The sequence below is a fragment of the Sphingomonas faeni genome (assembly GCF_040407505.1).
Lineage (GTDB): Bacteria > Pseudomonadota > Alphaproteobacteria > Sphingomonadales > Sphingomonadaceae > Sphingomonas > Sphingomonas faeni_E.
Map to the genome: position 1 here is coordinate 820,554 of NZ_JAPZPQ010000001.1, position 25,515 is coordinate 846,068.

Here is a 25,515-nt window from a genome sequence, read left to right on the forward strand (position 1 = left end):
ACCCGCGAAGGCGGGTGCCCAGACTGGGCACCCGCCTTCGCGGGTGAACAAGCTTACTGGACTTCGTTAGCCATCGACCTCGAGCGCAATTCCGGCATGCGTCTTCGGCAATAACGCCCCGACATGCGCCTCACCCCGAGCCTCGGCCAACCGCATCTGCCGCTCCCGCTCGGCATAGCCCGCCCGCTGAGCCTCGTCCCGCGCATCATGACAGGCCGGGCAACTCACCCCCTCGACATAGCGCGGCGAGGCACGTTCCGCGACACTCACCGGCATCCGGCACGCGTGACAGAGCACATGACTTCCCAACGTGAGCCCATGTCCAACCGCAACGCGCTGATCGAACACGAAACACTCCCCCTCCCACAGACTCTCAGCTTCGGGCACGGTCTCCAGGTATTTCAGGATGCCACCCTTAAGATGGTACACCTCATCCAGCCCCTCGGCCTTCAGGAACGCGGTCGACTTCTCGCATCGTATCCCCCCGGTGCAGAACATCGCGATCTTCGGCGGCGGGCCGTCCCCGACCAGTTCGTCACGATGTTCGCGAAACCAAGCCGGAAAATCCCGGAACGTCCGGGTCTGCGGATCGACCGCGCCGGCAAACGTCCCGACCGCGACCTCGTAGTCGTTGCGCGTGTCGATCACGATCGTCCCCGGATCGGCGATCAGCGCATTCCAATCCTCCGGCTCGACATAATGCCCGACGCCTTCCAGCGGATCGATCGCGGGCTCGCCCATCGTCACGATCTCGCGCTTCAGCCGAACCTTCATCCGGTGGAACGGCATCGTTTCCGCGCGCGATTCCTTCACGTCGAGATCGGCACACCCCGGCAGCGCGAGGATATGCGCGAGGACGGCGTCGATACCCTCTTCGGACCCGGCGATCGTCCCGTTGATCCCCTCGGCGGCAAGCAGCAGCGTTCCCTTCACCCCGTTCGAACAGCAGGCGAGCGCGAGCGGCGGCTGGATCGCGGCGACGTCGGCGAACGGCGTGAAGCGGTACAGCGCCACGACGCGGATGGGCAGGGTTTCGGTCATCGGTTCAACGTGCAGGGGAGGAGGTGCGCTCCCTTAGCGCAAGTCGCCCGCCACGTCAGCCTTCGGTGACGATCATCCCGTCGACCACCGCGACTGGCCAGGGTGTCAGCCGCGTGCCCCCGCACGGTCCGCCGACGCACGCGCCGCTGTCGATCTCGAACAGCCCGGAGTGCCAGCTGCACGCGATCAGGTCGCCGCGCGGCGTGAGATAGTCGTCGAGCACCTGCGCGAGCGGCAGTCCCATGTGCGGGCAGCGATCGACATAGCCGAACACCGCGTCGTCCTTGCGCACGACGAACCCGTGGAAGCGACCAGCGCGCATCTGGAGCACGAAGTTCCGCGCCTTGCCGTCCGCGATCGCGTCGAGCGGTGCGAGCTTGATCCCGCCCGGCGTCGCGGTCAGCCGTTCGCCGTCGCTCATGCGCGGTCGGCGTCCGGCTGCAGGTCGGGGTGCGCGGCGGCGAAGGCGGGGAGGGCGCGGGCGTTGTCAGCAGCGACCTTGAGGTGCGGATAGGGTGAGAGATCGACCGCGAACCGCTCGGCCGAATAGACCTGCGGCACCAGATGGCAATCGGCGATCGTCGGCGTCGCACCAAACGCAAAGCCGTCACCGTAGCGCGCGATCAGCGTCTCGAGCGCAGCGAACCCATCGCCGATCCAGCGCGCGGTCCAGCGGTTCACCGCAGCCTCGTCCGCCCCGAACTCGGTGCGCAAGGCGTTCAGGATGCGGAGATTGTTCACCGGATGGATGTCGCAGGCAATCGTCGCGGCCATCGCACGGACGATCGCCCGGTCATTCGCGCCAACGGGGAGCAGCGGAGGATCGGGACAGGTCTCGTCGATCCATTCGAGGATCGCGGGACTTTGCGTCAAGATCCCGTCGTCAGTCTCCAGCGCCGGCACCAAGCCCTGAGGATTGAGCGCGCGATACCCCGCATCGCGTTGCGCGCCTTTGCGAAGGTCGTGCGTCACCTGCGCGTACTCGACCCCCTTTACGGCCAGCGCGATCCGGACGCGGTAGGCTGTGGTCGAGCGCCAATAACCGTGCAGTGTCAGGCTCACTTCGGCAGGACCGCTTTCGGGAAGTCCGACCAGACCGCGTCGTAATCGAGCTGCGAATGCTCGATCGCATAGGCGGTCGGCTTGTACGGCCAGCAGCTCTCCAGCATGAACGCCATCGTCCCATCGATCTTGTGCGGCTTCAGGTCGGCCGCACTCGCACCCTGCCAGCTCGCCAGATCCGGTCCGTGGCCCGACATCAGATTATGCAGCGAGATCCCCCCCGGCGCGAACCCCTCGGCCTTCGCATCATACGCGCCGGTGATCAGCCCCATCGCCTCGGACATGACGTTGCGGTGGAACCACGGCGGCCGGAACGTCCCCTCGGCGACCATCCAGCGCGGCGGGAAGATCACGAAATCGGCGTTCGCGCGGCCGGGCACGTCGCTCGGCGAGGTCAGCAGCGTGAAGATCGACGGATCGGGATGGTCGAAGCTGACCGTGTTGATCGTATTGAACCGCGACAGGTCGTACCGCCAAGGCGCCAGGTTGCCGTGCCATGCGACGACGTCGAGCGGCGAATGATCGAGCGTGGTGGTCCACAGCGAACCCATGAACTTCTGAACGACCTCGACCGGTTCGTCACGGTCCTCGAACCAGGCGACCGGCGTCTCGAAATCGCGCGGGTTGGCGAGGCCGTTGGCGCCAATCGGGCCAAGATCGGGCAGGCGGAACAGCGCGCCGTGGTTCTCTGCGACATAGCCGCGCGCTTCGCCATCGGGAAGTTCGGCGCGGAAGCGGACGCCGCGGGGGATCAGCGCGATCTGGCCGGGGGCGATGTCGATCCGGCCGAGTTCGGTCAGCAACCGTACTCGTCCAGCCTGTGGCACGAACAGCAACTCGCCGTCCGCATCCATGAAAACGCGGTCGGTCATGTCGGTATTGGCCGCGTAGACGTGGAGTGCGACGCCTTCGAGATCGGCGGGATCGCGGTTGGCGAGCATCGTCGTCATGCCGTCGATCAGGTCGGTATTCGGGGCGGGGGCGGTGATTGCATCCCAGCGCAGGCGGTTCGGCGCGAGCGGCGCGTCGGTGGTTCCGGGCGCGAACCGCTTGGCGCCGGCGTAGCGCTCGAACGGCGGATGCTCGGCGGTCGGGCGCATCCGGTAGAGCCAACTGCGGCGGTTCTCGTGGCGCGGCGCGGTGAACGCTGTGCCGGAGAGCTGCTCGGTATAAAGCCCGAACGCGGGGCGCTGCGGCGAATTGCGGCCGATCGGCAGCGCGCCGGGGATCGCCTCGGTCGATACGTGGTTGCCGAAGCCGGGCTGGTACGCCGCGCTGTCTTCGGTCCGGCCGGCGGTCTCGCCTGCGGCATTGGTCGGCTGGTGGATTGTCATGGCTTCCTCTCCGTCACCTGTTCCGATCAACGCCCGAACCGCCGGCCGTTCAAACTCTTTTCGAACCGCGACCCCGTCGGTCACGGCGAAGCCGCGCCCTATGGGGCGGCTCCGTCCGCGCCGGCCGGTCGACGGCAGCGCCTGCGCGCTGCATCTCGATCGACGCTGCGCTTCGATCCTCGATCAGGCGTCGACGGTAATCACGCCCCGGCGGATCTGGTCGAGCTCGATCGACTCATACAACGCCTGGAAATTGCCGTTGCCGAAGCCCTCGTTCCCCTTGCGCTGGATGATCTCGAAGAAGATCGGCCCGAACATGTTCTCGGTGAAGATCTGCAGCAGCAGCCCCTCCTCGCCGACATTGCCGTCGATCAGGATGCGGTTGCGGCGCAGGCGTTCGAGGTCGTGGCCGTGGTTCGGCACGCGCTTGTCGACCAGCTCGTAATAGGTCTCGATCGTGTCCTGCAGCTTGACGCCGCGCGCGCGCAGCTTCTCGACCGTCTCGAAGATGTCGTCGGTGGTCAGCGCCAGATGCTGGATGCCCTCGCCGTTGTAATCCTTGATGAATTCCTCGATCTGGCTCTTGTCGTCCTGGCTCTCGTTAAGCGGGATGCGGATCGCGCGGTCGGGCGCGATCATCGCCTGGCTGAATAGCCCGGTCGCCTTGCCCTTGATGTCGAAATACTTCTGCTCCTCGAAGCCGAAGATCTGGCCGTAGAATTCGGCCCAGGTCCGCATCTGGCCACGCTTCACGTTGTGCGTGAGGTGATCGAGCAGGTCGAGCCCGACGTTGTTCTCGGCTTCCGCTTCGGCCGCGCCCGGCACCGCATTCCAGTCGTCGTACAAGCTGCCCGCCGAGCCGTGCTTGTCGACCAGATACAGCAGCGAACCGCCAATCCCTTCGAGCACATAGCTACCCTCGCCGAGTGCACCCATGCTGGCATCGACCGCCTTGGCGCCGCGTGCGAGCGCTGCGTCGAACGCTTCCTTGGCGTCATGAACGCGGAACGCCATGCCGCTCGCCGACGGGCCATGATCCGCGCGGAACGCCGCCGCATGGCCACCGTCTTCGCGGTTGAGCAGCAGGTTGATGCGGCCCTGCTTGTAGCGCGTGACGGCCTTGGTCGGGTGGGTCGAGGCGGCGACGAAGCCGAACTGCTCGAACTGCGCGGCCATCCGGTCGGGATCGGGCGAGGTGAACTCGGCGAACTCGAACCCGTCGAGACCCATCGGGTTTACGTCCATATGGTCCATGATCACATCCTGACAGTTGGTATCCGTTGTTACCAATCTGCCGGGTTGAACAACTGGTGTCAATCGTTACGATTTCCACATGGCTCACCGCGCACTCGTCCTGGACGATTTCATCCCGTATCGCCTGTCGATCACCTCGAACCTCGTCAGCGAGGCGGTGGCTGATACGTATGAGGCGCTGTTCGGGTTGACGATCCCGGAGTGGCGGCTGGTGGCGGTTGTCGCCGAGGCGGACGGCATCACGCAGCAGCAGGTCGGCCAGCAGACCCGAATGGACAAGGTGACCGTCAGCCGCGCGGCGATCGCGCTGGTCGAACGCGGGCTGATGCAGCGACATGCGAACCCGGAGGATCGGCGATCGCATCTGTTGAAGCTGACCGACGACGGCCACACGCTCTATGCGTCAGTCGCACCGAAGGCGCTCGATCTGGAGCGGCGCATCTTCGCCGGGTTCTCAGGGGCGGAGGTAGAGCAGTTCGTGGCGATGCTGAGACGGATCGATGCGGTGACAATCGACCTCGTTCAGGACTCCCATGGTGGCGTTGGCGACCAGAGACCGCGCAGGTAATCGAGTAGCGCAGCGGTGCCCGACGACACCGGTCCGCGTGCATGGACCGCGTAGATGCCGACATTTGCCAATCCGGCGAGTTCAGGCAGGACGCGCACGAGTCGGCCGCTCGCAAGGTCCGCGCTGACATCCCATAGCGAGCGCAGCGCGATGCCGACGCCGGCCAGCGTGAGTTCGCGGACGACCTCGCTCGAGTTGGTCGCGACATGGCTGGAGCGATCGATCGTGACGTCGCCACCGGGGCCGGTAAGCCGCCGCGGCATCTGGCCCTTCGCTGCGAGCAGGCGGTGTTCCATAAGATCGGCCGCGTCGCGCGGCGCACTGTAGCTCGGAGCAGCGCACAGGACACGACGGCTGTCGGCGAGGCGATGGCCGGTCAGAGTTGGCGGCACGGCCGGAGCTATCCGGATCGCAAGATCCAGCCGGTCGCCGATCACATCCGAGAAGCCGTCCGACAGGTCGAGATCGAGTTCGATTGCCGGATACGCGTCGAGGAACGGTTTCAGGTGCGGCGCGATGTGGAGGCGACCGAACGAGGTGGGTGCGCTGACCCGTAGTGGGCCGGCCGGCGTATCCGTACGGTCCGACACGCGCGCCTCGGCGTCGCGGATCGCGGCGAGGATCTCCACCATGTCGCGGTGATAGGCGGCACCGCGTGCGGTGAGGTCGAGCCGCCGCGTCGTCCGGTTGAGCAACCGCACGCCCAGCCGGGCCTCCAGCCGCGCGATGCGTTTCGAGACCATCGCCGGCGAGATACCCATCGAACGCCCCGCCGCGCTGAGGCTGGCGGTGCGGACGACCTCGGCGAATAGGACGATGTCGGTATCCATTCGTTCTCCAGGCGATCAACAGCTTTCCGTTTATGATGTCTAGTGGCGAAGGTGGCGGGCGTCTATCGTGCGGTCAAAGCATAGGAGTGCAGCATGGCCGAGATGATCGAAAAGGCAGGTCTGAAGATCGCCGCATCGCTCGTGGACTTCATAGAGACACAGGCGTTGCCGGGGACGGGTCTCGACGCCGCCGCGTTCTGGCAAGGCGTGTCCGATATCTACGCCCGGTTCGCGCCGGAAAACGCCGCGCTGCTCGCGGTTCGCGACGACCTTCAGGCCAAGATCGATGCCTGGCACGAAGCCCGCGCCGGCAAGCCGATCGACCAGGCCGAGTATCAGGCGTTCCTGCGCGAGATCGGCTATCTGGTCGACGAGCCTGCGCCGTTCGCGGTCGCTCCGACCAATGTCGATGCGGAGGTCGCCTCGCTCGCTGGTGCGCAGTTGGTGGTCCCGATTCTCAACGCGCGCTTCCTGCTGAACGCGGCGAACGCGCGTTGGGGGAGCTTGTACGATGCGCTCTACGGCACGGATGCAATCCCGGGCGCGGCGTCCGGCAAGGGCTATGACGCCGCCCGAGGCGCGCAGGTGATCGCGTGGGCGAAGGCGTTCCTGGATGACGCTGTGCCTCTGGCGATCGGGTCATGGACCAACTGGACCGGCGGGACGCCGCAGCTTGCCGATCCGAGTCAGATCGTCGGGCATGCGGGCGACAATATCCTGTTGAATCACAACGGCCTCCACATCGAGCTTGTGATCGATTCTCAGCATCCAATCGGTCGCGACGACCCTGCGAACCTCGCTGACGTCGTACTCGAATCTGCGCTCAGTACGATCGCCGATCTCGAGGATTCGGTCGCCGCGGTCGATGCCGAGGACAAGGTGGCCGCCTATGCCAACTGGCTCGGGCTGATGAAGGGCGACCTGACAGCCAGCTTCGACAAGGGCGGGCACTCAGTCACGCGCAGGCTCGAACCGGACCGCCACTACACCGCCCCCGACGGCAGGGCGTTCACGCTCCCCGGCCGCAGCCTGATGTTCGTCCGCAATGTCGGCCACCTGATGACCACGCCTGCGATCCTTCTCGCTGACGGCAGCGAGGCGCCCGAGGGTATCCTCGACGGCATCGTCACGTCGCTCATCGCGCTGCACGATCGGAACGGCACGGGACCGATCCGCAACAGCCGCGCGGGCTCGATCTACATCGTCAAGCCGAAGATGCACGGCCCCGACGAAGCCGCGTTCACCAACCGGCTATTCGACGCGATCGAGGACCTGCTCGGTCTCGCGCGCCATACGATCAAGGTCGGCGTGATGGACGAGGAACGGCGGACGTCCGCCAATCTCGCCGCGTGCATCGCCGCGGTGAAGGACCGCGTGGTATTCATCAACACCGGCTTCCTCGATCGGACCGGCGACGAGATGCATACCTCGATGCGGGCCGGGCCGATGATCCGAAAGGGCGAGATGAAGGCCTCGTCGTGGATCAACGCGTATGAGGATCGCAACGTCCAGATCGGGCTCGCCTGCGGGCTCAGCGGCAAGGCGCAGATAGGCAAGGGCATGTGGGCCGCGCCGGACCGGATGGCGGACATGCTCGAGCAGAAGATCGCGCATCCGATGACCGGCGCGAACACCGCGTGGGTGCCGTCACCGACCGCCGCGACGCTGCACGCGACGCATTACCACCGCATCGACGTGTTCGCTCGGCAGGCGGCGCGCAAGGCCGAGCCGATCGCCTCGCTCGATGCGCTGCTGACGATTCCCGTCGCGACCGGGCATAACTGGCAGCCCGACGAGGTGCGCGAGGAAATGGAGAACAATGCGCAGGGGATCCTCGGCTATGTCGTGCGGTGGGTCGACCAGGGTGTCGGCTGTTCGAAGGTACCCGACATCCACGACATAGGCCTGATGGAGGACCGCGCGACGTTGCGGATCAGTTCGCAGCACATGGCGAACTGGCTGCTCCACGGCATCGCCACACCCGACGAAGCGGATGCGGCGCTGCGGCGGATGGCGGCTAAGGTCGATGCGCAGAATGCGGGCGATCCGCTGTACCGGCCGATGGCGGGGCATGAGGAGGAGAGCCTAGCGTTTCAGGCCGCCCGTGCACTCGTGTTCGATGGCCTGACGCAGCCGAGCGGCTATACCGAGCCGCTGCTCCACGCGTTCCGCGCGCGGGCGAAGGAAAGGGACGCTGCCTGATGCCGCTCTACGAGATCGAGGGTAGACGACCGACACTGGCCGACGACGTCTGGATCGCGCCGTCCGCCGACGTGATCGGCGACGCGCGGCTGGGGGAGGGTGCGAGCGTCTGGTTCGGGGCGGTGATCCGCGCGGACAATACGCCCATAGTGGTCGGTGCGCGGACCAATATCCAGGAGGGTGCGATGCTGCACTCGGATCCCGGCGCGCCGCTGACCGTCGGCGAAGGCTGCACGATCGGCCATCACGCGATCCTGCATGGCTGCACGGTCGGCGACAACGTGCTGGTCGGGATGGGCGCGACGATCCTCAACAACGCGGTGATCGGCGAGAATTGCCTGATCGGTGCGAACGCGCTGGTGACGGAGGGGAAGGTGTTCCCGGCCGGCAGCCTGATCGTCGGCGCGCCGGCCAAGGCGGTGCGCGAACTCTCCCCGGAGGCGATTGCGGGGCTGAAGATGTCCGCAGCGTCGTACGCGGCCAAGCAGCGCGTTTACGCCGAGGGCTTGAGACTGGTCGAGGTATAAAATCCTCCCCCGCGAGGGGGAGGATCGTGAAGGCGGAACCCTTAGAAGCTCAGCCGGCCACCGAGCGACAGCACGACGGCCGACGCATCGCGAAGTGCGCCCGAGGTGAGGATGTTCGTCTGTGCGGCGGTGCCGACATAGGCGGCCGTCCTGCGGTCGATCGTGGTGTTTTCGAAATCGACATACTGCGCAGCGGCGTCGAGTGCGATGCGCGAGGTCAGCTGGTACGAACCGCCTGCCGCATAGGTCCAGCGGTCGGCGTCGGGTACGCGGGCATCGCGCAAGCCGTCCTGCGTCGGAGTCTTGGTGCGCTGGACACCCGCGCGGATCGTCGCTTTGGGGGTGACGGCGTAATCGAAGCCGCCCGCGAGGCTCCAGCTGTCCTGATAGTTCTCGGGGATCGCAGTGTTCAGCGGGGCGCCGAGATCGATCGTGTCGAACTTGCTCCAGTTATACGCGACGACCTGTGCGTTGAGCGTCAGCGCGTTGGTGGCACGGATGCGGCCGGCGACGATCACCTGACCCGGCGTGTTGAAGCTCGCCTTGGCGCCATCGATCGAGACGTTCGAGCTTGCCAGCGGGCCGACCAGCCCGGTGATGTTCAGGCTGCCCTTCAGATTGTGGCGGATGCTCGACTTGTAGCTGATGCCGACGGTCGCGAAGTCGTTATGCAGCTGAACGCCTGCGGTCCAGCCGAAGTCCCAGCCGTCACCCTTCAGCTCCTGGAAGCCGTCGGGCAGCGCCGCGGACAGGTTGGGGAGCGCGTTGTTGAGCGTCGCGTCGGTATATTCGACGTTCAGTGCACCACCGACGCGGAGCCAGTCGGTCACCGCGACACCGATTGAGGGCTGGATGTCGATCGTCCGCAGCCGGGTCTTGTCCGCGCTGTAGCGTGCCCAGCTGTTCGCTTCGTAATTAGTGGTGAAGCTGAACGGCGACGTCACCGCGACACCGATCGCGATCCGGTCGGTCAGCGGATAGGCGATCGCGCCCGACGGGACGACACCCTTGTTGATCGGATCGCTCGAGGTGCCGTTGCCGCCGACCGGCGCGTAATTGAACCCGGTTGGCCGGCCGGTCGTCGGCGAGAAGGTCGGGCGGCCGATGAGCGTGCCGGTGTCGACCACGTCGCCCTTGGGCAGGATCGCGCTCGCGCTCAGCGTCGCGCTGCCGTCGCGGATACCGGCGATCGCAGCCGGGTTCCACCACAGCGAGTCAGGGCCGGTATCGGCGCCTTCGCCCGAGAATGCGCGACCGGCGCCACGCGCGGACTGCGCCTGGAGATAGAAGGCGTCGGCATAGGCGGTGCTGGCGAATCCGAAAGCGGACACGAGCGCGGATACCGCGAGAAGTGGAGCCTTGGTGCGAAACATCATGGATAAGGTCCTGAAAGCTGTACTGATAATGAAGAGGCGGAGGCGTTGCCTCAGCGCACGCGCGTCCAGGTCTGGGTCTTGCAGAGCGGGAAGAAGACGCAGCCGCGCAGCTTCAGCTGGTTCGCACCGAGCGGCGTGATCTTGCCGCTATAGGTCTTGCCGTCCTCGGCATTGTAGACTTGGCCGCTGTTCCAGACGCCGTCCGAGTCCGACTTGAAGCCGCTCAGCATCTGCATCCCCTGGATCGGGCGATTGCGCAGCGCGGTGTTCGAATTGTTCGCATCCTTCATCGAAGGATTGGCGCGCAGCGCGTCGGAGGTGAGGATCTTGCCGCAGATCGACGGGCCACAGCGGGCGATCTCGACGATGGCGTTGTGCGTCTCGGTTTTCCAGCGGCCGATAACGGTCTCGGGCGTGGCGGACGCGCCGGCGAGCAGGGCGGTGGCGATCAACAGGGACATCTTCTATCCTCTCCTAGTGTCGTTAGGCGCGCCGTATGCGTACGGTCGCTAAAATCTCGTAATGTCGGCGACGTTACCGCGACCTCGTTGCCGTATACGGCAGTTGTCGGTCCCGACTAGAATTGTACGAAGACAAGTCAAGTCTTCTTACTGATTCCGGGCGGTGAAAAAGTGTTCATGCGCACGGTGGGCCTCCGCGCAGGCGGAGGCCCAGGATCACGAGCGCAGCGCTGCTTGACCCTGGGCCCCCGCTTTCGCGGGGGAACAGTCTTAGTTGCGGAGTGGCTTGCCGGTCTGGAGCATATGCACGACTCGCGCCTGCGTCCGCGGGTCCTTGACACTTGCCATGAACGCCGCGCGCTCCAGGTCGAGCATCTGGTCCTCGGTCACCGTGTCGACCAGATCCGCCTCACCGCCGGTCAGCACCTCGGCAAGCCGATCCGCGACGACGAGGTCGTAGTCGGTCGCCATGCCCTTCTTGTGAAAGTCCGCGACCGCCATGTTCAGCCCCGTCCGGCCACTCGCGCCCGCAAGGCGGAAGGTCGGCTTCTCCGGCGCGGCATAGCCCTCGACCAGCGACAGCGCCTTGGCCTTCGCATCCGCGAGCAACCGATCGCGGTTCATCGTGATGCCGTCGGCCTTGCGCAGGATCATCATCTCCTTCGCCTCCGCCGCCGACTTCGCGACCTGCGCGGTGGAAACCGCCTGGAACACCTTGGTCAGCGCCGGCATCGGCCCGTTCGGTAGCGTCCGCGACTTGGTCCAGCGGTCGAGCATCTCGCCATTGCCGCCCCAGCCGGGGACGAGCCCGACGCCGCACTCGACGAGACCCGCATAGGTCTCGGCATGCGCCTGCACCGCGTCCGAGTGGAGGAGCACCTCGCACCCGCCGCCGAGCGCGAGTCCCGCGGGGGCGCTGACGACCGGGAAGGGCGCGTATTTGAGCGCCTTGTACGCCTGCTGCCCGCCCGCGACGCTGGCCTCGACCATGTCCCAAAGGCCCGCCCCGACCGCGAACATCGCCGCGCCAAGGTTCGCACCCGCCGAGAAGTTCGACGCCTCGTTATACACCACCAGCGCCTTGAAACGCTCGCGGACGACCGGGATCGCCTCGTTGATCAACGCCACGACCTGATCGTCGAGCGCATTCATCTTGGTGTGGAACTCGAGCGCCGCGACGCCGTCGCCGACATCCCAGAGCGACGCCGACAGGTTCGTGAGGATCGGCTGCGAGCGAAGCTTGATGTCCTCCAGCAGTTCGACGCCGTCCGCGCGCGGCACGTCGGCATACTCACCGTCCGCAGTGAGATACTGACGCCGGCCGTTCTCGACACGGTAGAACGGTCGATCGCCCGCGGTCGTCAGAATCGCCGGAACGTCGCGACCTTCCTTGGCGAGGCGCGCGGCGAGGAGACCCGGCCCCATCCGGTCGATCAGCTCGAACGGCCCGTATTTCCAGTTATAGCCGAGCTTCATCGCGTCATCGATCGCGACGATATCGTCCGCCGCCTCGCCAACGAGCATTGCCGCGTAGGACAGCGTGTTGCCGAGAATCGACCAGGCATAGGTGCCGATCTTGCCCGGCTCCGCGATCAGCGCCGCGAGATCCCTGCCGGTCTTGCCGGGCAACTCCACCGGCTTGGCTTCCGCACGGTAATCGCCGGTCGCGAGGTCGAGCGACAGCTTTGTCCGGGTCGCCTTGTCGAAGCGATAGAACCCACCCTTGCCCTTGCGGCCGGTGAACCCTTCCGCGATCATCTTGTCGACCAGCGGCAGGGGACGCACCGTATCGAAATACGGATCGCCGGCCGGCAGCGTGGACGACAGGCTCTTAGACAGCAACGGCATCAGATCGACGCCGACGAGATCGACCAGCCCGAAGATGCCCGTCTTCGGCACGCCCATCGGACGGCCGCCGATCTGGTCGGCCTCCTCGACGGTCAGCCCTTGGTCCATCGCCGCATTGATCGCGATCGCCAGCCAGTAGGTGCCGATGCGGTTGGCGATGAACCCCGGCGTGTCCTTCGCACGGACGATCCGCTTGCCCATGAAGCGATCGACGAAATCCTCGACCTTCTCAGCGACAGCGACGTCGGTATGCTCACCACGGACGATCTCGACCAGCCGCATGTAGCGCGGCGGGTTGAAGAAGTGCGTGATGAGGAAGTCGGCCTTGAACTGGTCAGACCGCCCCTCGACGAGGTTGCCGAGCGGGATCGTCGAGGTGTTCGACGAGACCGCGGCGCCCGGACGCTTGAGCGCCTCGAGCTTGGCATACAGCGCCTGCTTGATGTCGAGCCGCTCGACGATCGCCTCGACGATCCAGTCGCACTCGGCGACCCGGTCGAGATGATCGTCGATATTGCCCGTCTCGACCAGCTTGGCCGCACGCTTCGACATGAAGGGGGCGGGGTCGGTCTTGAGCATCTTGGCGACCGCGCCCTTGGCCACCGCATCGCGGTCATCACCTTCGCGGGGGACGATGTCGAGCAATAGAACCGGGATGCCAGCATTGGCGACCTGCGCGGCAATGCCCGCGCCCATTACGCCTGCGCCGATGACGCAGACCTTTTTCACAGCATCGACCATCATGCGCGCTCCAGCACCGTAGCGATGCCCTGACCGCCGCCGATGCACTGGGTGGCGAGCGCGTAGCGGCCGCCCTCGCGCGCCAGCAGCGACGCCGCCTTGCCGACGATCCGCGCGCCTGTCGCGCCGAGCGGATGACCGATCGCGATCGCGCCGCCATCGAGGTTGATCGTCTCGTCCTTCAGCCCGAGATCGCGGATGCAGGCGATCGCCTGGCTCGCGAACGCCTCGTTGATCTCGACCACGTCGAGGTCGGCGACGGTGATCCCGGCACGCTCCAGCGCCTTCTTCGACGCACCGATCGGGCCGAGCCCCATCGTCTCGGGCGCGCAACCCGACACGCCGATCGACTTGATCCGCGCGAGGATCGTAAGGCCGTGCTTCTTGGCGAACTCTTCCGAGGTCACCAGCACTGCCGACGCACCATCGGTCAGCGGCGAGGACGTGCCGGCGGTCACCGAACCCTCCGCGCTGAATGCAGGCTTCAGGCCGGCGAGCGCTTCGGTGGTCGTGCCGGCGCGGATCGTGCCGTCCTGACTGACCGGACCCGCCTTAGTCTGGATCGTCACGATCTCGTCCGACAGCCGGCCATCGGCACGCGCCGCAGCGGCCTTGTCTTGGCTCTTAACCGCGAAAGCGTCCTGCTCGGCGCGCGTGATCTGGTATTGCCGCGCGACGTTCTCGGCGGTCTCGCCCATGCCCATGTACGCGCCGGCGCTCTTCTTCGCGAGCTCGGGATTGGGCAGGGGGTTGTAGCCGCCCATCGGCACGCGGCTCATCGATTCGAGGCCGGCGCAGATGAACGCCTCGCCTGCGCCGACCGCGATCTGGCCATATGCGATGTGGATCGCGCTCATCGACGATCCGCAGAACCGGTTGACCGTCATGCCGCCAACCGAGATCGGCAGGTCGGCGATCTGCGCGATCAGCTTGGCGACGTTGAGGCCCTGTTCACCCTCGGGGAACGCGCAGCCGAGGATGATGTCCTCGATCTCGGCGGGATCGACGCCGGTCTTATCGAGCAATCCGCGAATCGTCTGCGCGGCGAGATCGTCCGGACGGATGCGGGCGAGCTCGCCCTTGCCGGCGAGGTGGAACGGCGAACGGGCGTACCCGGCGATGACGACGTTGGTCACGATGATCCTCTCATATTGCGGTCGACCCGGTTAACGCTTGCGGGTTACCCTTAAGGTGCGATACCTCACCTTTACGTCAAGGTGAAGCGGCCGACAATATGGCTTACGCACACCATGTTATGGAGAGCGAGATGCAGGACACTTCCGGGGGCAAGGCGATCGGCGTACCGTTGCTGGGCGAGCCGCGGCTGCTGGGCGACATGCTCGATCTGTCGGTGCAGCGTTTCGGGTCGCGCAACGTGCTCGACTTCATGGGCCGGACGCTGACCTATGCCGCGCTCGGCGAGTCGGTCGACCGGGCGGCGAAGGGGCTCCAGGATCTGGGCGTCGTGACGGGTACGCGTGTCGCGCTATGCCTGCCGAACACGCCCTATTATCCGATCCTGTTCTTTGCGATCCTCAAGGCCGGCGGGGTCGTCGTTAACGTCAATCCGCTCTATGTCGAGCGCGAGCTGGCGCATCTGCTCGAGGACTCGGGCGCGACGATCATCGCCACCTGCGACATCGCCGAGATCCACGCGCGCGTGCTCAAGGTCGCGGGGCAGATGGGCGTGAAGCACGTCATCACCTGCCCGATCGCCGGCGCGCTGCCGACGCTGAAGTCGATCGCCTACCGCATCTTCAAGCGCGCCGAGATTGGTCATGCGCCCAGCGATGCACGGCATTCGACGTTCGATGCGCTGCTCAAAGCGAAGGGCACGCCTGCTCCGGTCACTGTTTCCCCGGACGAGGTTGCGGTGCTGCAATATACAGGCGGCACCACCGGCGAGCCCAAGGCGGCGATGCTCAGCCACGCGAACCTCGTCGCGAACGCCGATGCGATGGTGGTGTTCGTCGGCGGCGAGCAGCCGCAACAGGACCGTGTGCTCGGCGCGCTGCCGCTGTTCCACGTGTTCGCGCTGACCACCGTGCTGACCTATTCGATCCGCACCGGGGCGGAGATGATCCTGCTGCCGCGGTTCGAACTCGGAGCGCTGCTGAAAACGATCGCGCGCACCAAGCCGAGCTATTTCCCTGCGGTACCGACGATCTACGCGGCGATCACCACGGCTGCCGAGACGCAGAAGATCGACCTGTCCTCGATCCACGCCTGCATCTCGGGCGGGGCGCCGCTGCCCGCCGAGGTTCGCACCGCGTTCGAGGCCGCTACGGGCTCCAAGCTGGTCGAAGGCTATGGCCTGTCGGAAGCCTCGCCGATCATCACCTGCAATCCGATCGACGGGCTGATCAAGCCGGGTTCGGCGGGCTTGCCGTTCCCAGGCACCACGATCGAAATTCGCGACCGTGAGGATCCGACCCGCCTGCTGCCGATCGGCGAGAATGGCGAGATCTGCGCGCGCGGTCCCCAGATCACGCAGGGCTATTGGCACAAGCCCGCCGCCACCGCCGATCTGTTTGCGGATGGTGCGCTGCGCACCGGTGACGTCGGGCATCTCGATGCGGACGGCTATCTGTTCATCGTCGACCGGATCAAGGACCTGATCCTCGCCGGCGGCTACAACGTTTACCCGCGCGTGATCGAGGAGGCGCTGTACGAACACCCCGCGGTGCTCGAAGCGGTGGTGATCGGCGTGCCCGACAAATACCGCGGCCAGGCCCCCAAGGCGTTCGTCGTGTTGGCCGAAGGTGCGGTCGCTACCCCGCTCGAACTGCGCGATTTTCTCCGCGACAAGATCAGCAAGATCGAGCTTCCCCGCGAGGTCGAAATCCGCGACAGTCTCCCCAAGACGCTGATCGGCAAGCTATCCAAAAAGGAACTTGTCGCTGAAGAGACCGCAAAGGCGGCGGCGTCGGAGGCGAGGGGAGTGGACGCGTGAACGACCGACAGGACGATCTTACCGGCATACAGGAAGTCTCGCGCATGCTCGGCGTGAGCGCGCGAACGTTGCGGTTCTACGAGGACAAGGGGCTGATCGAGCCCTGCCGGATCGGCACGACGCGGGTCTACACGCGGCGCGAAGTGGCCCGGATGCAGTTGATCCTGCGTGGGAAGCGGTTGGGTTTCACGCTGCGGGACATTGAGGAGTTCCTCGACCTCTATGACGCCGATCCGCAGCATGTAGAGCAGATGCGTGCGCTGGCGGAACGGTGTCGCCAGCGGATCGACCTGCTGGATGCGCAGCGCGAAGCGATCGTCCAGACGCGGGATGAGCTTGAGAAGATCGAGCAGGAGGCTCTCGCGCGGATCCCGGCGGGGACGGTCTAGGCCCACGAGACGCGACCGCCCTGAAACTGCACCACCCATTGAAACTGCCCCACCCCGGCGAAGGCCGGGGCCCAGTTGGAGAGGTGGCAATAACGAAGCGCAGCGCCAATCAGCAACGTCTCCCAACTGGACCCCGGCCTCCGCCGGGGCGGGGTTTTTCGGTGTGATCGAGGGACACTAAAATCCTCACCCGCCAGGGGGAGGTGGCTGGCACTTGCCAGACGGAGGGGGAGGACACGGAAACTGATGTTCCGTGTCCTCCCCCTCCGCCACCTTCGGTGCCACCCCCCCCTTGCGGGGGAGGATCGCAAGTCCGCCGCGACTCTTAAAGCCCCACGACACCCCCATCGGTCTTCGTGATCACGATCGTTGAGGACCGCGGCCGCGAGGGAGTCGTCACCGCACCCGCCTGGTTGGCTGGCCAGCTGCTGGTGATGTTCGTCGGCCCACCATTCTCGCCGGGATGCTGGATGTTGACGAACAGCGACCGGCCGTCCGGCGTCGTATGGATACCGGTGATCTCGCACTCCTTCGGCCCGACCAGGAAGCGGCGAAGGGCTGCCCCCGGTGCCTTGCCGATCCGCGTCGTCACCGAGCCGGTTGCCGTACCGATCGTGTTGGTTACCGTCCGCGTACCGCCATCGTTGACGATCCCCGGCACCGACGCGAGCAGCATGCAGTTGGTAACGTCCGTAAATGCGCCGTCGTCGGTCTCGATCCACATGACCGGCGCGATCGTCCCCGAGGCATTGCTCGGCAGGCCGAACCACAAGCCGTCGGGCGACGAGAAGTCGTTGGTCGCGTCGAGACCCGACAGGTTGATGTTGGTCGCATCCAGATCGGAACCGGCACCGAACGCGTAGATGTCCCAAGCGAACGTCGTTGCCTCGGACGTGTCACCGGTCTCGCGCAGGCGGATGATGTGGCCGTTGGCGTTACCCGTGGTCTGGCCGCCCGTGGTCTTGGGATCGACATAGGCGCGCGGGTTGGGCGCGTCCGCGGTAGCCACCGTGCGCGACGAGTTGTTGGTAAGCGTGCAATACATCTCGCCGGTCGCCGGATTGACTGCGGTCCACTCCGGACGATCCATCCGGGTCGCACCCAGTGCATCCGCCGCCAGCCGCGTGTTGATCAACACATCGACCTGGCTGGCGAACGGATAGGCTGCGTTGGCCGAGGTGAGGGGCCCTTGGCCGAACACCAGTGGGAGCCACTGGCCGCTGCCATCCGCCGCCAGCTTCGCAACGTAAAGTGTTCCAGCATCGAGATATTTGTCGCCGATCGCGAGGCGGTTCCCTGCCGTCGCATCCGCTGCGGACCACGGCGTTGCCGACACGAACTTGTAGATATACTCGTTCTGCGCGTCGTCGCCCATGTAGAAGGCCGGCTTTACGCCCGCGATCGTCCGGCCGATCTCGCAGCCTTCATGGTTCATGCGACCGAGCGCGGTCCGCTTGCGCGGAGTCGAGGCTGCGTCGAACGGGTCGATCTCGACCACCCAGCCATATTGAAAGATTTCGTTGCGGAAATCGCCCGTGCCGTCGGCAGGCGCGCTGGCCTGTGCGGTGATGTTCCAGCGCGAATAGATCGTGCTGGTCGTGTCGGCTGGCGTGACCGTCGACCACCCATAGTTACCGCCGGTGTTGCTCTCGCCCTTGCCGTAGCGGGTGAGTGAAGTGTTCGCCTTCACGCCGACGGGTCCGGAGGCCGCACGTCGTGCCGCGTCGCCGACCTCGCGACGGAAATAGCCGACCCAGTTCTCTTCGTTCGTCAGGTATGTGTGCCAAGGCATTGTACCGTTGGCACAATTGTTGATCGTGCCGCGGCCCGTGGTGCCATCCGGCGAGTAGCGCGTCTTGAGGCTCTCGGCACCACGCACCGGGCCCGAGAAGCTCATCGGCGTCAGCGGTGTGATGCGGCGATTGAAGGACGAGGCGGTCGTGTAGCTCCAGGCGGCGCCGCGGTTGACCTCGATCACCGATACGCCGTGGCACTCCATTTCCTTCAGCGCTTCGGCTTCGGGGCGGACGCCTGCGGTCGTGGTCGGGCCGTTCGGATGCAGATAGGCTTGCGTGATGTTCTCGTGGTTGAGCACGAGCAGGCCGCGCGTGTTGCCGTTCACGTCGGGCGTTCCGGTGGCCGACATGCCGAAATAGCTCATGCCGTCATGATGATCGCCCGCGCGCTTCGAGAAGGTCGCGTCGGTACCGTCATTGGCATAGGCGCCGACGCCGCTGCCGATCGGATCGCCGAGCCGGTACAAGACCGTGACCGCATAGCCGGCAGGCACTGCAACGACGTCCGCGAGGCTCTTCGCGACGGCCGTGAAGCCCAGCGAGGCCGCGCCGACGGTCACGCTGGTCGTCGCGCTGACCGAACCGCTGGCCGAAACCGCGGTAAACTGGAAGCTGAGCACGGTCCCGGCAGCAGCACCCGGTACGACGAAGGTCGCGGTGGCGGTCGAGGCACCGGCGAGCGTGACGGCGGGGCCGGCGGTCTGGGTCCAGGTCACGCTGTCGACCTGGCCGATCGCTGCGCCGGTCAGCGTCGCGACGCGGCCCGCGGTCGAGCTGCCACCAGCGGTCGCGGTCACCGTGACGGGACTCGAACCGTTGCCGTCATTGTCGTCGTCGCAGCCGGTCAGCAACATGCCGCCGAACACCGCTGCGGCGGTCGCGGACATGCCGCCCATCAAGGTCTGGCGACGCGAGTAGCGCGACTCGATCAGGTCGTTGATGTGCGGGTTGGCGGTCGGGTTGGTATCGATATCGCCGTCGGTATAGATGGTCTCGAACGTCATGCTTGGTCCCCCCGGGGATGGTTGCGTGGTGTGTAACGATGCGTGGAAATCAGAATTTCGCGGCCAGCTCGACGCCGTAGAAGCGTGGCTCGCCGGCGATGTAGGTCGGGATGCCGAAGCCGCCGCCGGTGTTGCCCGCGTCGATCAGGTACCGCTTGTTGGTCGCATTCCGGACGAAGCCGCCGACGCTGTAGCGGCCCTGCGCGAACTCGACCCCGGCGCGGGCGTTGACCAGCGTGTAGCCGGGCGTGCTGATCGCGGGGTTGTTCGGCAGCTCGAAGAACGCCTTGGTGCGGTAGGTGACGCTCGGCGTGGCGTAGACCGTCGCGCCGCCGACCGGCAGGCGAAGGATCACGCCGCCCGACGCGGTCGTGTCCGGCTGAAGACGGAAACGGTTGCCAGCGAATACGCCGTTCGCCGCTTCGTCGCCGATGCCGCCGTCGATGTACGCAAACGTCCCGAATACCGAGAGATACGAGGCGAGCTTCAAATTGCCTTCGAGCTCGACACCGAGGTTCTTGGCCGATCCGGCGCTCTGTGTCGTCGTCACGCCGTTGTTCGTCACCGACACCTGGAAGCCGTCATAGGTCTGGTAGAAGACCGATGCCGCGCCGCTGAACGGGCCGACGCGACCCTTGATGCCGCCTTCGTAGTTCCAGACGTTCTCCTGCGGTACGACCTGCAGGTTGGGACCGACGCCGAACGCGGTGCGCTGAGCGGCTAGCTGGACCACCGGCGAACGGCGCCCCTTGCTGATCGTCGCGTAGAGATTGACCGCGTCGTTGAGCTTCAACAGCGCGTTGAAGCGCGGCAGGATCGCCGTGAAGCTCTTCTCCGCGACGAACTTGTTGCCGTTGGTGTTGGCCGTGCCGAGCAGACTCGACTGGATGCCGAGTGCCGCCAGGATCACCGAGTTCGGCTGGACCGACGAATAGCCCGACTGGCGATCCTCGATCAGGATCCGCGCACCCGCGGTCAGTTCGAGTGCCGGCACCGGGATGTACGTCGCATCGGCGAACACCGAGTAGGTGTCGTTGTTGCCGTAGTTCGTGAATTCCGCGGCGTAAGGTATTGCCGTTGCACGACCACCTGTGAGCGCTGCGGTCGCGCGCGTCGCCGGAACCGTGCCGTTCGGTGCGACGCATCCGGTGCCCGTCGGGATGCCCGCGCCGTTCAGTGCCGCGCGGATCGGCGCATAGGCAGCGGCGACCGAGCAAGCGAGATACGTGCCCTCTTCGGTCGCGAACGGAACGCGCTGGAAGCCGTTCTCGAAGAACGCGTTCCAGCCTACCGAGGCGCGATACTTGGGCCCTTCGAAGGCGAAGCGGCTTTCATGGCTCCACTGGTCGCCCTTCGCGTCTTCGGCGAACTCGAGATACGCGGCGGGCCCACCATCGGCGTCGAACACTTCGAGCGCGTCGAACTTGCGATACCCGTTGACGGTGGTGAAAGTGATCCCCGGCGACAGGTCCGCGGTGATCGTCAGGTTCGCGTCATAGACGTTGCGGTCGAGACCAAGCTTGCGCGCGCCGAGTGCGGTCGCGCTGTACGGCGAGCCCGAGAGTTCGGCGTAACCATAATCGCCGGTCTGGCCGCCGGTCGGCGCGTGCGCACGGCTCTTGAACGCGGTGCCGGGATTGCGCTGTCCGTCATAGGTCAGGACGAGGTCGGCGGTGATGCTGTCGCTCGGACGATAGCGGAGCGAACCGCGGATGCCGCGCTGGTCCTGGCCGTTCAGATCGTCCTGGTCGACGCCGCCCTGGTTCTGGTTCGGCACGTCCGCGTCGCCCGCGATGTTGCGGACGTAACCCTTGCGATATTTATACGCGAAGGCGATGCGGCCGGCGAGGACGTCGTTGCCCGCATTTAGGAAGCCCGACACCTGGGTGCGGTCGAAATTGCCGTACGTGCCGTTGATCGCGCCCGATACGCCGGGCTCTGGCTTGGCCGAGACAAGGCTGATCGCGCCAACCGCAGCCGCAGTACCGAACAGGGTCGCCTGCGGTCCCTTCACGACTTCGATCCGCGAGAGATCGAACAGGTCCTGATACGCGCCCCGCGAACGGCTGATGTCGATACCGTTGTAATAGAGCGTGACGCGCGCGCCCTGCTGCGACGAGCCGTTGTCCGAGGTGATGCCGCGGATCACGAAGCCGGGGTTGTTGGCGCTCTGCTCCTGGATCTGGAGACCGGGGATGTAGGCGGCGACTTCGCTCAGCGAATTGACGCCGATCGACGCCATGCGAGCGCCGGTCAGCGCGGTGACGGTAATGGGGACGTCTTCGATCCGCTGTTCGCGCTTCTGCGCGGTGACGACGATCTCGTCGTCCGACGTTGCGGCTTCGGTTTCGGCAGTGGCTGGCGTGCCGGCTTGTGCGAGCGCCATGGTCGAGCAGGTCGTGGCGAGCGTCGCAACCGCGAGCCGCGTGAAGATACGTGTCATTAAGTCCCCCGTGTCGTTGCCGTCGCACTACGGGGACGAGGTGACGTTTCGATGGCGTCTTCATGAAAGCAAAATGACTATTCCGTAACGACGCTGTCACATCGTTGCCGCCGGGGTGTCTTCGATCGTGGCTAGCAGGCGGGCAACACCCGTTACGAAAGCCCGAGACGATGACGATCAACCGCCGCGATGCGCTTAAGAATGCCCTGAAACTTGCGGGCTCGGGTGCGACCCTCGCGCTCCCCGCAGTAGCGTCACAAGCAGCAGGCACGGCAAAAGCGCGCTTCGATCACGGGGTGGCGAGTGGTGATCCTTCGGTCGACGGCGCCATTCTCTGGACGCGGGCGACACCGGTCGATGCGGCGCAGGCCGGCGATATCGCGCTCACCTGGCACGTTGCGGAGACCGAAGGCGGCAAGCCGATCCGCTCGGGCACGATCAAGGCCCGCGCGGCGCGCGACTTCACCGCGAAGGTGGAGGCGACCGGGCTCCAGCCGGGCCGCGAATATCGCTACTGGTTCGACGCCGCGGACGGCACGCGATCGCCGGTCGGCCGGCTCCGGACGCTGCCGAAGGGCAAGGTCGCCGATGTCGTGATGGCGGTCGTCTCGTGCCAGCTCTACGCAGGCGGGCTATTCAACGCATATGACGCGATCGCCAAGCTCGACCGGCTCGACGCCGTCCTGCACCTCGGCGACTATATCTACGAATACGGCGTCGACGGGTACGGCGCCGACATCGCCAAGAAGATCAATCGTCTAGTCGAGCCGCGTCACGAGATCGTCAGCCTCGCCGACTACCGGATGCGCCACGCGCAGGTGAAGCGCGACGTCGACATGCAGGCAGCGCACGCCCGCGCCGCGTTCATCTGCGTGTGGGACGATCACGAGGTCGCCAACGACGACTGGATGCACGGCGCCGAGAACCACGATCCAAAGACTGAAGGCGACTGGGACGCGCGCAAGGCGGCGGCGATGCAGGCGTATTTCGAATGGATGCCGATCCGGGATCCCAAGCCCGGCCAGCCCTGGGCGGCGATCAACCGGAGCTTCGATTTCGGCGATCTCGCCACGCTGGTGATGGTCGAGACGCGGCTGCTCGCGCGCAGCCATCAGGTCGTGTCGAAGGGCGAGGCGATCACACCCGCCGAGTACGCACCGATGCTGGCCGAACGTGCACGGCCCGATCGCGAACTGCTCGGGCCGGCACAGCTTGCCTGGGTCGAGAAGACGATGGCGGCATCGGCGACGGCGGGAAAGCCCTGGCAGGTGCTGGGCAACCAGATCGTGATGGCGAAGGTCGCGGGGCCCGACATGGAGCGTCAACTCGGGCCGGTCAAATTCGGCGAGACGATGGCGAAGCTGCCGGCGATGTGGCGCGAGCGACTGGCGGCGGGCATCGCTTCGTACCGTGCCGGCATGCCGTTCGGCCTCGACAGTTGGGACGGCTATCCACCAGCGCGCGAACGGCTGTACGCGGCGTTCCGGCGTGCGAAGTCGCGGCCGATCGTGCTGTCGGGCGACAGTCATGCGGCCTGGGCGAACGATCTGCACGACGACGGGGGCAAGCTGGTCGCGGTCGAATTCGGCTGCACCGCGATCACCAGTCCGTCCTACGGTTCGTTGTTGCCGGGTATCGGCACATTGATCGCCGACGCCAACAAGGGCGAAGTGCGGTTCTGCGATCAGGACGCCAAGGGCTTCACGCTGCTGACGCTGACGCCCGAGCATGCGACCGCCGACTTCCGGACGGTGTCGACGGTGTTCGCCAAGCCGTTCACCCAAGCGACCGTGAAGCGGTTTCGTGCACAGGCTGCTCGGCCCGAACTGCCGCTGGAAGAGATCGCCTAAAACGATCCTCCGTTCGAAAAGGATCGGAAACCGGTCGCCGATCGCCAGGGCTACCGCCTGACAATCAAAGTTTTTCCGCCGCAAAGTTCAATCGACTGTCAATTCCCATCCGCTCGGGGGATATTCATTCCATCTGACGGAGATGGGAATGCAGCGAGAGGCTTCGAGTTCGACGGTAGGATGGCCGACCGTCCTTCTGGCAGGTATCGTGTACGGCGGATGGATGGTCGCGACGGCATGGCATGCGGTCATGCCGACGCCGTTGCTGGTGTTGATCGGCGGGTGGCTGCTCGCCTGGCAGGGATCGCTGCAGCACGAGGTCATTCACGGGCATCCGACGCGAATCCGGTGGATCAACGACGCGATCGGGTTTGCTCCGCTGTCGCTGTGGCTGCCCTATCGCCTTTACCGCCGCAGCCATGTCGCGCATCACCGCGCGGAGGTCATCACCGATCCTCGGCATGACCCAGAGTCCCGCTACCGCGTGCAGGGGCGTGGTTTCGCCGCAGTCCTCGGCCGGCTTCAATCCACGCTTTTCGGTCAGATGGTCTTCGGACCTGCGATCTCGGTCGGCCGCTTCTTCCTGCAAGAGACCCGCCGACTGGCGCGCGAACCGGCGCGCGTTGCGCGCGACTGGGCGCCACACCTCGTCGCGGTCGCGCTGGTGCTCTGGTGGCTCGATCATGTCGGTCTTGGCGTCGGCCGTTACGTGCTCTGCTTCGTCTATCCGGGCATGGCGCTGACCATGGTGCGCTCCTACGCCGAACATCGCGCCGATCTCGCAAGCCCTGGTCGCGCCGCCAGCGTCGAGCATGGCGGGCTGCTTGGGCTGCTGTATCTCAACAACAATTTGCATGCCGCACATCACGAGCGGCCGTCGCTCGCCTGGTACCACCTGCCAGCGTACCATCGCCGTAACCGAGCGCGGTTCGCGGAGGCGGGGGCACCGATCTATCAGGGGTATGGCGAGATCGTCCGGCGGTTCGCGTTCAGCGCGCATGACGACATGGTCCATCCCCTCCACCGCGAGCCCGTGTCTTGACGGGCCGGATCGCCTCGCTCGGGATGTACGATCACCCCGCGCAGCATGATGCGAACGACCGGCTGTGGTCGGCGATCGCCGCCGTCCTGCGCGAACGCGGTGTCGCGGAGGTGCCCGATCGGCTCGATCGAACGCGCGACGTCCATGCGACCTGGCGCGATCCGGCGCTGCTGTTCGGTCAGGCCTGTGGTTATCCGTTGATCGCCGATCCGACGCTGGATTTGCGCGTGATCGCGTTCCCGATCTATGCCGGGCGAGAAAGTGGCAGCGTGATCGTGGCGAGAGCGGACGATTCCCGCCGGTCGGTCGAGGCGTTTCGCGGTAGCCGCGCGGCCATCAACGACCGCCAGTCGAACACCGGCATGAACCTGTTCCGCGCGACGGTAGCGCCGTTTGCGGGGCAGGGGGCGTTCTTCGCCGAGGTTGTCGAAACCGGCGCGCATCGAGCCAGCATCGTCGCGGTTGGGACGGGCAAGGGGGACCTCGCGGCGATCGACCGCGTGACCTATGTGGCGCTCGCACGGTTCGAGCCGGCGTTGGTGGCGGACCTGAAGATCGTCGCGCCGAGCCCTGCATCGCCGAGCCTGCCGTTCGTGACCGCGGCCGGGACCGACGCCGAGACGGTGGCGGCGTTGCAAAGCGCGCTCGATCATGTTGCCGCCGATCCCGATCTGGCGGCGGTACGCGAGACGCTGTTCCTCGCCGGGATCGTTCCCGCCGAGCCGGACGCGCTGGCGCCGATATTGACGCTGGAAGCCGAGGCCGTCCGGGCCGGCTATCCCACGCTCCGCTGA

General features: G+C 65.9%; 20 protein-coding genes. 8 read left to right on the forward strand and 12 right to left on the reverse strand.

Annotation, left to right across the window (positions count from 1 at the left end; translation table 11 throughout):
- Nucleotides 1-66 precede the first annotated feature (66 nt).
- The 5 genes from O6X71_RS03820 to hppD form a co-directional block, all read right to left on the reverse strand.
- Complete coding sequence (locus O6X71_RS03820) at nt 67-1,041, reverse strand: rhodanese-related sulfurtransferase (RefSeq protein ID WP_353464519.1); 975 nt, start codon at nt 1,039-1,041, stop codon at nt 67-69.
- Between the two features lie 55 nt (nt 1,042-1,096).
- The gene (locus O6X71_RS03825; RefSeq protein WP_353464520.1) at nt 1,097-1,462 is read right to left on the reverse strand and encodes a Rieske (2Fe-2S) protein; all 366 of its coding nucleotides are present in this window, start codon (nt 1,460-1,462) and stop codon (nt 1,097-1,099) included.
- Nucleotides 1,459-2,103, reverse strand: a complete 645-nt coding sequence (maiA, locus tag O6X71_RS03830) for a maleylacetoacetate isomerase (protein ID WP_353464521.1) — start codon at nt 2,101-2,103, stop codon at nt 1,459-1,461. The genes O6X71_RS03825 and maiA overlap by 4 nt, the downstream gene beginning before the upstream one ends.
- Nucleotides 2,100-3,437: a homogentisate 1,2-dioxygenase gene (gene hmgA, locus O6X71_RS03835; RefSeq protein ID WP_353464522.1), complete on the reverse strand. Its 1,338-nt coding sequence runs from the start codon at nt 3,435-3,437 to the stop codon at nt 2,100-2,102. Before hmgA ends, maiA begins: the two co-directional genes overlap by 4 nt.
- Nucleotides 3,438-3,620: 183 nt before the next feature.
- Nucleotides 3,621-4,691 (reverse strand): 4-hydroxyphenylpyruvate dioxygenase, encoded by a 1,071-nt coding sequence (gene hppD / locus O6X71_RS03840; protein ID WP_107953224.1) that lies wholly within the window; start codon nt 4,689-4,691, stop codon nt 3,621-3,623.
- A 79-nt stretch (nt 4,692-4,770) separates the two neighbouring features.
- Here hppD and O6X71_RS03845 point away from each other — a divergent pair, with 79 nt between their 5' ends.
- Nucleotides 4,771-5,259: a MarR family winged helix-turn-helix transcriptional regulator gene (locus O6X71_RS03845; RefSeq protein WP_353464523.1), complete on the forward strand. Its 489-nt coding sequence runs from the start codon at nt 4,771-4,773 to the stop codon at nt 5,257-5,259.
- Here O6X71_RS03845 and O6X71_RS03850 read toward each other — a convergent pair.
- Nucleotides 5,214-6,089 (reverse strand): LysR family transcriptional regulator, encoded by an 876-nt coding sequence (locus tag O6X71_RS03850; RefSeq protein WP_353464524.1) that lies wholly within the window; start codon nt 6,087-6,089, stop codon nt 5,214-5,216. The genes O6X71_RS03845 and O6X71_RS03850 overlap by 46 nt on opposite strands.
- 102 nt (nt 6,090-6,191) lie before the next feature.
- Between O6X71_RS03850 and O6X71_RS03855 the strand changes: the two genes are divergently transcribed.
- Together O6X71_RS03855 and O6X71_RS03860 are read left to right on the forward strand one after the other, a co-directional pair.
- On the forward strand, nt 6,192-8,291 hold the full coding sequence (locus O6X71_RS03855) for a malate synthase G (RefSeq protein ID WP_353465056.1): 2,100 nt from the start codon (nt 6,192-6,194) through the stop codon (nt 8,289-8,291).
- A complete protein-coding gene (locus O6X71_RS03860; RefSeq protein WP_353464526.1) occupies nt 8,291-8,818 on the forward strand; it encodes a gamma carbonic anhydrase family protein in 528 nt (175 codons plus the stop codon). The genes O6X71_RS03855 and O6X71_RS03860 overlap by 1 nt, the downstream gene beginning before the upstream one ends.
- Nucleotides 8,819-8,859: 41 nt before the next feature.
- On the opposite strand, the gene O6X71_RS03865 is transcribed toward O6X71_RS03860, so the two are convergent.
- From O6X71_RS03865 to O6X71_RS03880, 4 genes are all read right to left on the reverse strand, one after another.
- Nucleotides 8,860-10,194 carry an OmpP1/FadL family transporter gene (locus O6X71_RS03865; RefSeq protein WP_353464527.1) on the reverse strand — a complete coding sequence of 445 codons (1,335 nt, stop codon included), beginning with the start codon at nt 10,192-10,194 and terminating at the stop codon, nt 8,860-8,862.
- A gap of 50 nt (nt 10,195-10,244) precedes the next feature.
- A complete protein-coding gene (locus tag O6X71_RS03870; protein WP_353464528.1) occupies nt 10,245-10,655 on the reverse strand; it encodes a DUF2147 domain-containing protein in 411 nt (136 codons plus the stop codon).
- Between the two features lie 270 nt (nt 10,656-10,925).
- Nucleotides 10,926-13,244: a 3-hydroxyacyl-CoA dehydrogenase/enoyl-CoA hydratase family protein gene (locus tag O6X71_RS03875; RefSeq protein ID WP_353465057.1), complete on the reverse strand. Its 2,319-nt coding sequence runs from the start codon at nt 13,242-13,244 to the stop codon at nt 10,926-10,928.
- Nucleotides 13,244-14,380, reverse strand: a complete 1,137-nt coding sequence (locus O6X71_RS03880; RefSeq protein WP_353464529.1) for a thiolase family protein — start codon at nt 14,378-14,380, stop codon at nt 13,244-13,246. The genes O6X71_RS03875 and O6X71_RS03880 overlap by 1 nt, the downstream gene beginning before the upstream one ends.
- A 131-nt stretch (nt 14,381-14,511) precedes the next feature.
- Here O6X71_RS03880 and O6X71_RS03885 point away from each other — a divergent pair, with 131 nt between their 5' ends.
- On the forward strand, nt 14,512-16,197 hold the full coding sequence (locus tag O6X71_RS03885) for a long-chain-fatty-acid--CoA ligase (RefSeq protein WP_353464530.1): 1,686 nt from the start codon (nt 14,512-14,514) through the stop codon (nt 16,195-16,197).
- On the forward strand, nt 16,194-16,586 hold the full coding sequence (locus O6X71_RS03890) for a MerR family transcriptional regulator (protein WP_120300301.1): 393 nt from the start codon (nt 16,194-16,196) through the stop codon (nt 16,584-16,586). The genes O6X71_RS03885 and O6X71_RS03890 overlap by 4 nt, the downstream gene beginning before the upstream one ends.
- A 325-nt stretch (nt 16,587-16,911) precedes the next feature.
- On the opposite strand, the gene O6X71_RS03895 is transcribed toward O6X71_RS03890, so the two are convergent.
- Nucleotides 16,912-19,386, reverse strand: a complete 2,475-nt coding sequence (locus O6X71_RS03895; RefSeq protein WP_353464531.1) for a PhoX family protein — start codon at nt 19,384-19,386, stop codon at nt 16,912-16,914.
- A 49-nt stretch (nt 19,387-19,435) separates the two neighbouring features.
- Nucleotides 19,436-21,829, reverse strand: a complete 2,394-nt coding sequence (locus O6X71_RS03900) for a TonB-dependent receptor (protein WP_353464532.1) — start codon at nt 21,827-21,829, stop codon at nt 19,436-19,438.
- 170 nt (nt 21,830-21,999) lie between these two features.
- Here O6X71_RS03900 and O6X71_RS03905 point away from each other — a divergent pair, with 170 nt between their 5' ends.
- The 3 genes from O6X71_RS03905 (at nt 22,000) to O6X71_RS03915 (ending at nt 25,515) form a co-directional block, all read left to right on the forward strand.
- Entirely contained in the window at nt 22,000-23,679 is a 1,680-nt protein-coding gene (locus O6X71_RS03905; RefSeq protein ID WP_353464533.1) for an alkaline phosphatase D family protein, read from the forward strand.
- Nucleotides 23,680-23,827: 148 nt separating this feature from the next.
- Nucleotides 23,828-24,721, forward strand: a complete 894-nt coding sequence (locus O6X71_RS03910; protein ID WP_353464534.1) for a fatty acid desaturase — start codon at nt 23,828-23,830, stop codon at nt 24,719-24,721.
- The gene (locus O6X71_RS03915) at nt 24,718-25,515 is read left to right on the forward strand and encodes a phosphate/phosphite/phosphonate ABC transporter substrate-binding protein (RefSeq protein WP_353464535.1); all 798 of its coding nucleotides are present in this window, start codon (nt 24,718-24,720) and stop codon (nt 25,513-25,515) included. Before O6X71_RS03910 ends, O6X71_RS03915 begins: the two co-directional genes overlap by 4 nt.

Coding starts and splice junctions, on each gene's coding strand:
- O6X71_RS03905 (WP_353464533.1), top strand. CDS start 22,000: ATGACGATCAACCGCCGCGATGCGCTTAAGAATGCCCTGAAACTTGCG.
- O6X71_RS03895 (WP_353464531.1), bottom strand. CDS start 19,386: ATGACGTTCGAGACCATCTATACCGACGGCGATATCGATACCAACCCG.
- O6X71_RS03875 (WP_353465057.1), bottom strand. CDS start 13,244: ATGGTCGATGCTGTGAAAAAGGTCTGCGTCATCGGCGCAGGCGTAATG.
- O6X71_RS03860 (WP_353464526.1), top strand. CDS start 8,291: ATGCCGCTCTACGAGATCGAGGGTAGACGACCGACACTGGCCGACGAC.
- hmgA (WP_353464522.1), bottom strand. CDS start 3,437: ATGACAATCCACCAGCCGACCAATGCCGCAGGCGAGACCGCCGGCCGG.
- O6X71_RS03845 (WP_353464523.1), top strand. CDS start 4,771: ATGGCTCACCGCGCACTCGTCCTGGACGATTTCATCCCGTATCGCCTG.
- O6X71_RS03885 (WP_353464530.1), top strand. CDS start 14,512: ATGCAGGACACTTCCGGGGGCAAGGCGATCGGCGTACCGTTGCTGGGC.
- O6X71_RS03865 (WP_353464527.1), bottom strand. CDS start 10,194: ATGATGTTTCGCACCAAGGCTCCACTTCTCGCGGTATCCGCGCTCGTG.
- O6X71_RS03870 (WP_353464528.1), bottom strand. CDS start 10,655: ATGTCCCTGTTGATCGCCACCGCCCTGCTCGCCGGCGCGTCCGCCACG.
- O6X71_RS03850 (WP_353464524.1), bottom strand. CDS start 6,089: ATGGATACCGACATCGTCCTATTCGCCGAGGTCGTCCGCACCGCCAGC.
- hppD (WP_107953224.1), bottom strand. CDS start 4,691: ATGGACCATATGGACGTAAACCCGATGGGTCTCGACGGGTTCGAGTTC.
- O6X71_RS03855 (WP_353465056.1), top strand. CDS start 6,192: ATGATCGAAAAGGCAGGTCTGAAGATCGCCGCATCGCTCGTGGACTTC.
- O6X71_RS03900 (WP_353464532.1), bottom strand. CDS start 21,829: ATGACACGTATCTTCACGCGGCTCGCGGTTGCGACGCTCGCCACGACC.
- O6X71_RS03825 (WP_353464520.1), bottom strand. CDS start 1,462: ATGAGCGACGGCGAACGGCTGACCGCGACGCCGGGCGGGATCAAGCTC.
- O6X71_RS03910 (WP_353464534.1), top strand. CDS start 23,828: ATGCAGCGAGAGGCTTCGAGTTCGACGGTAGGATGGCCGACCGTCCTT.
- O6X71_RS03820 (WP_353464519.1), bottom strand. CDS start 1,041: ATGACCGAAACCCTGCCCATCCGCGTCGTGGCGCTGTACCGCTTCACG.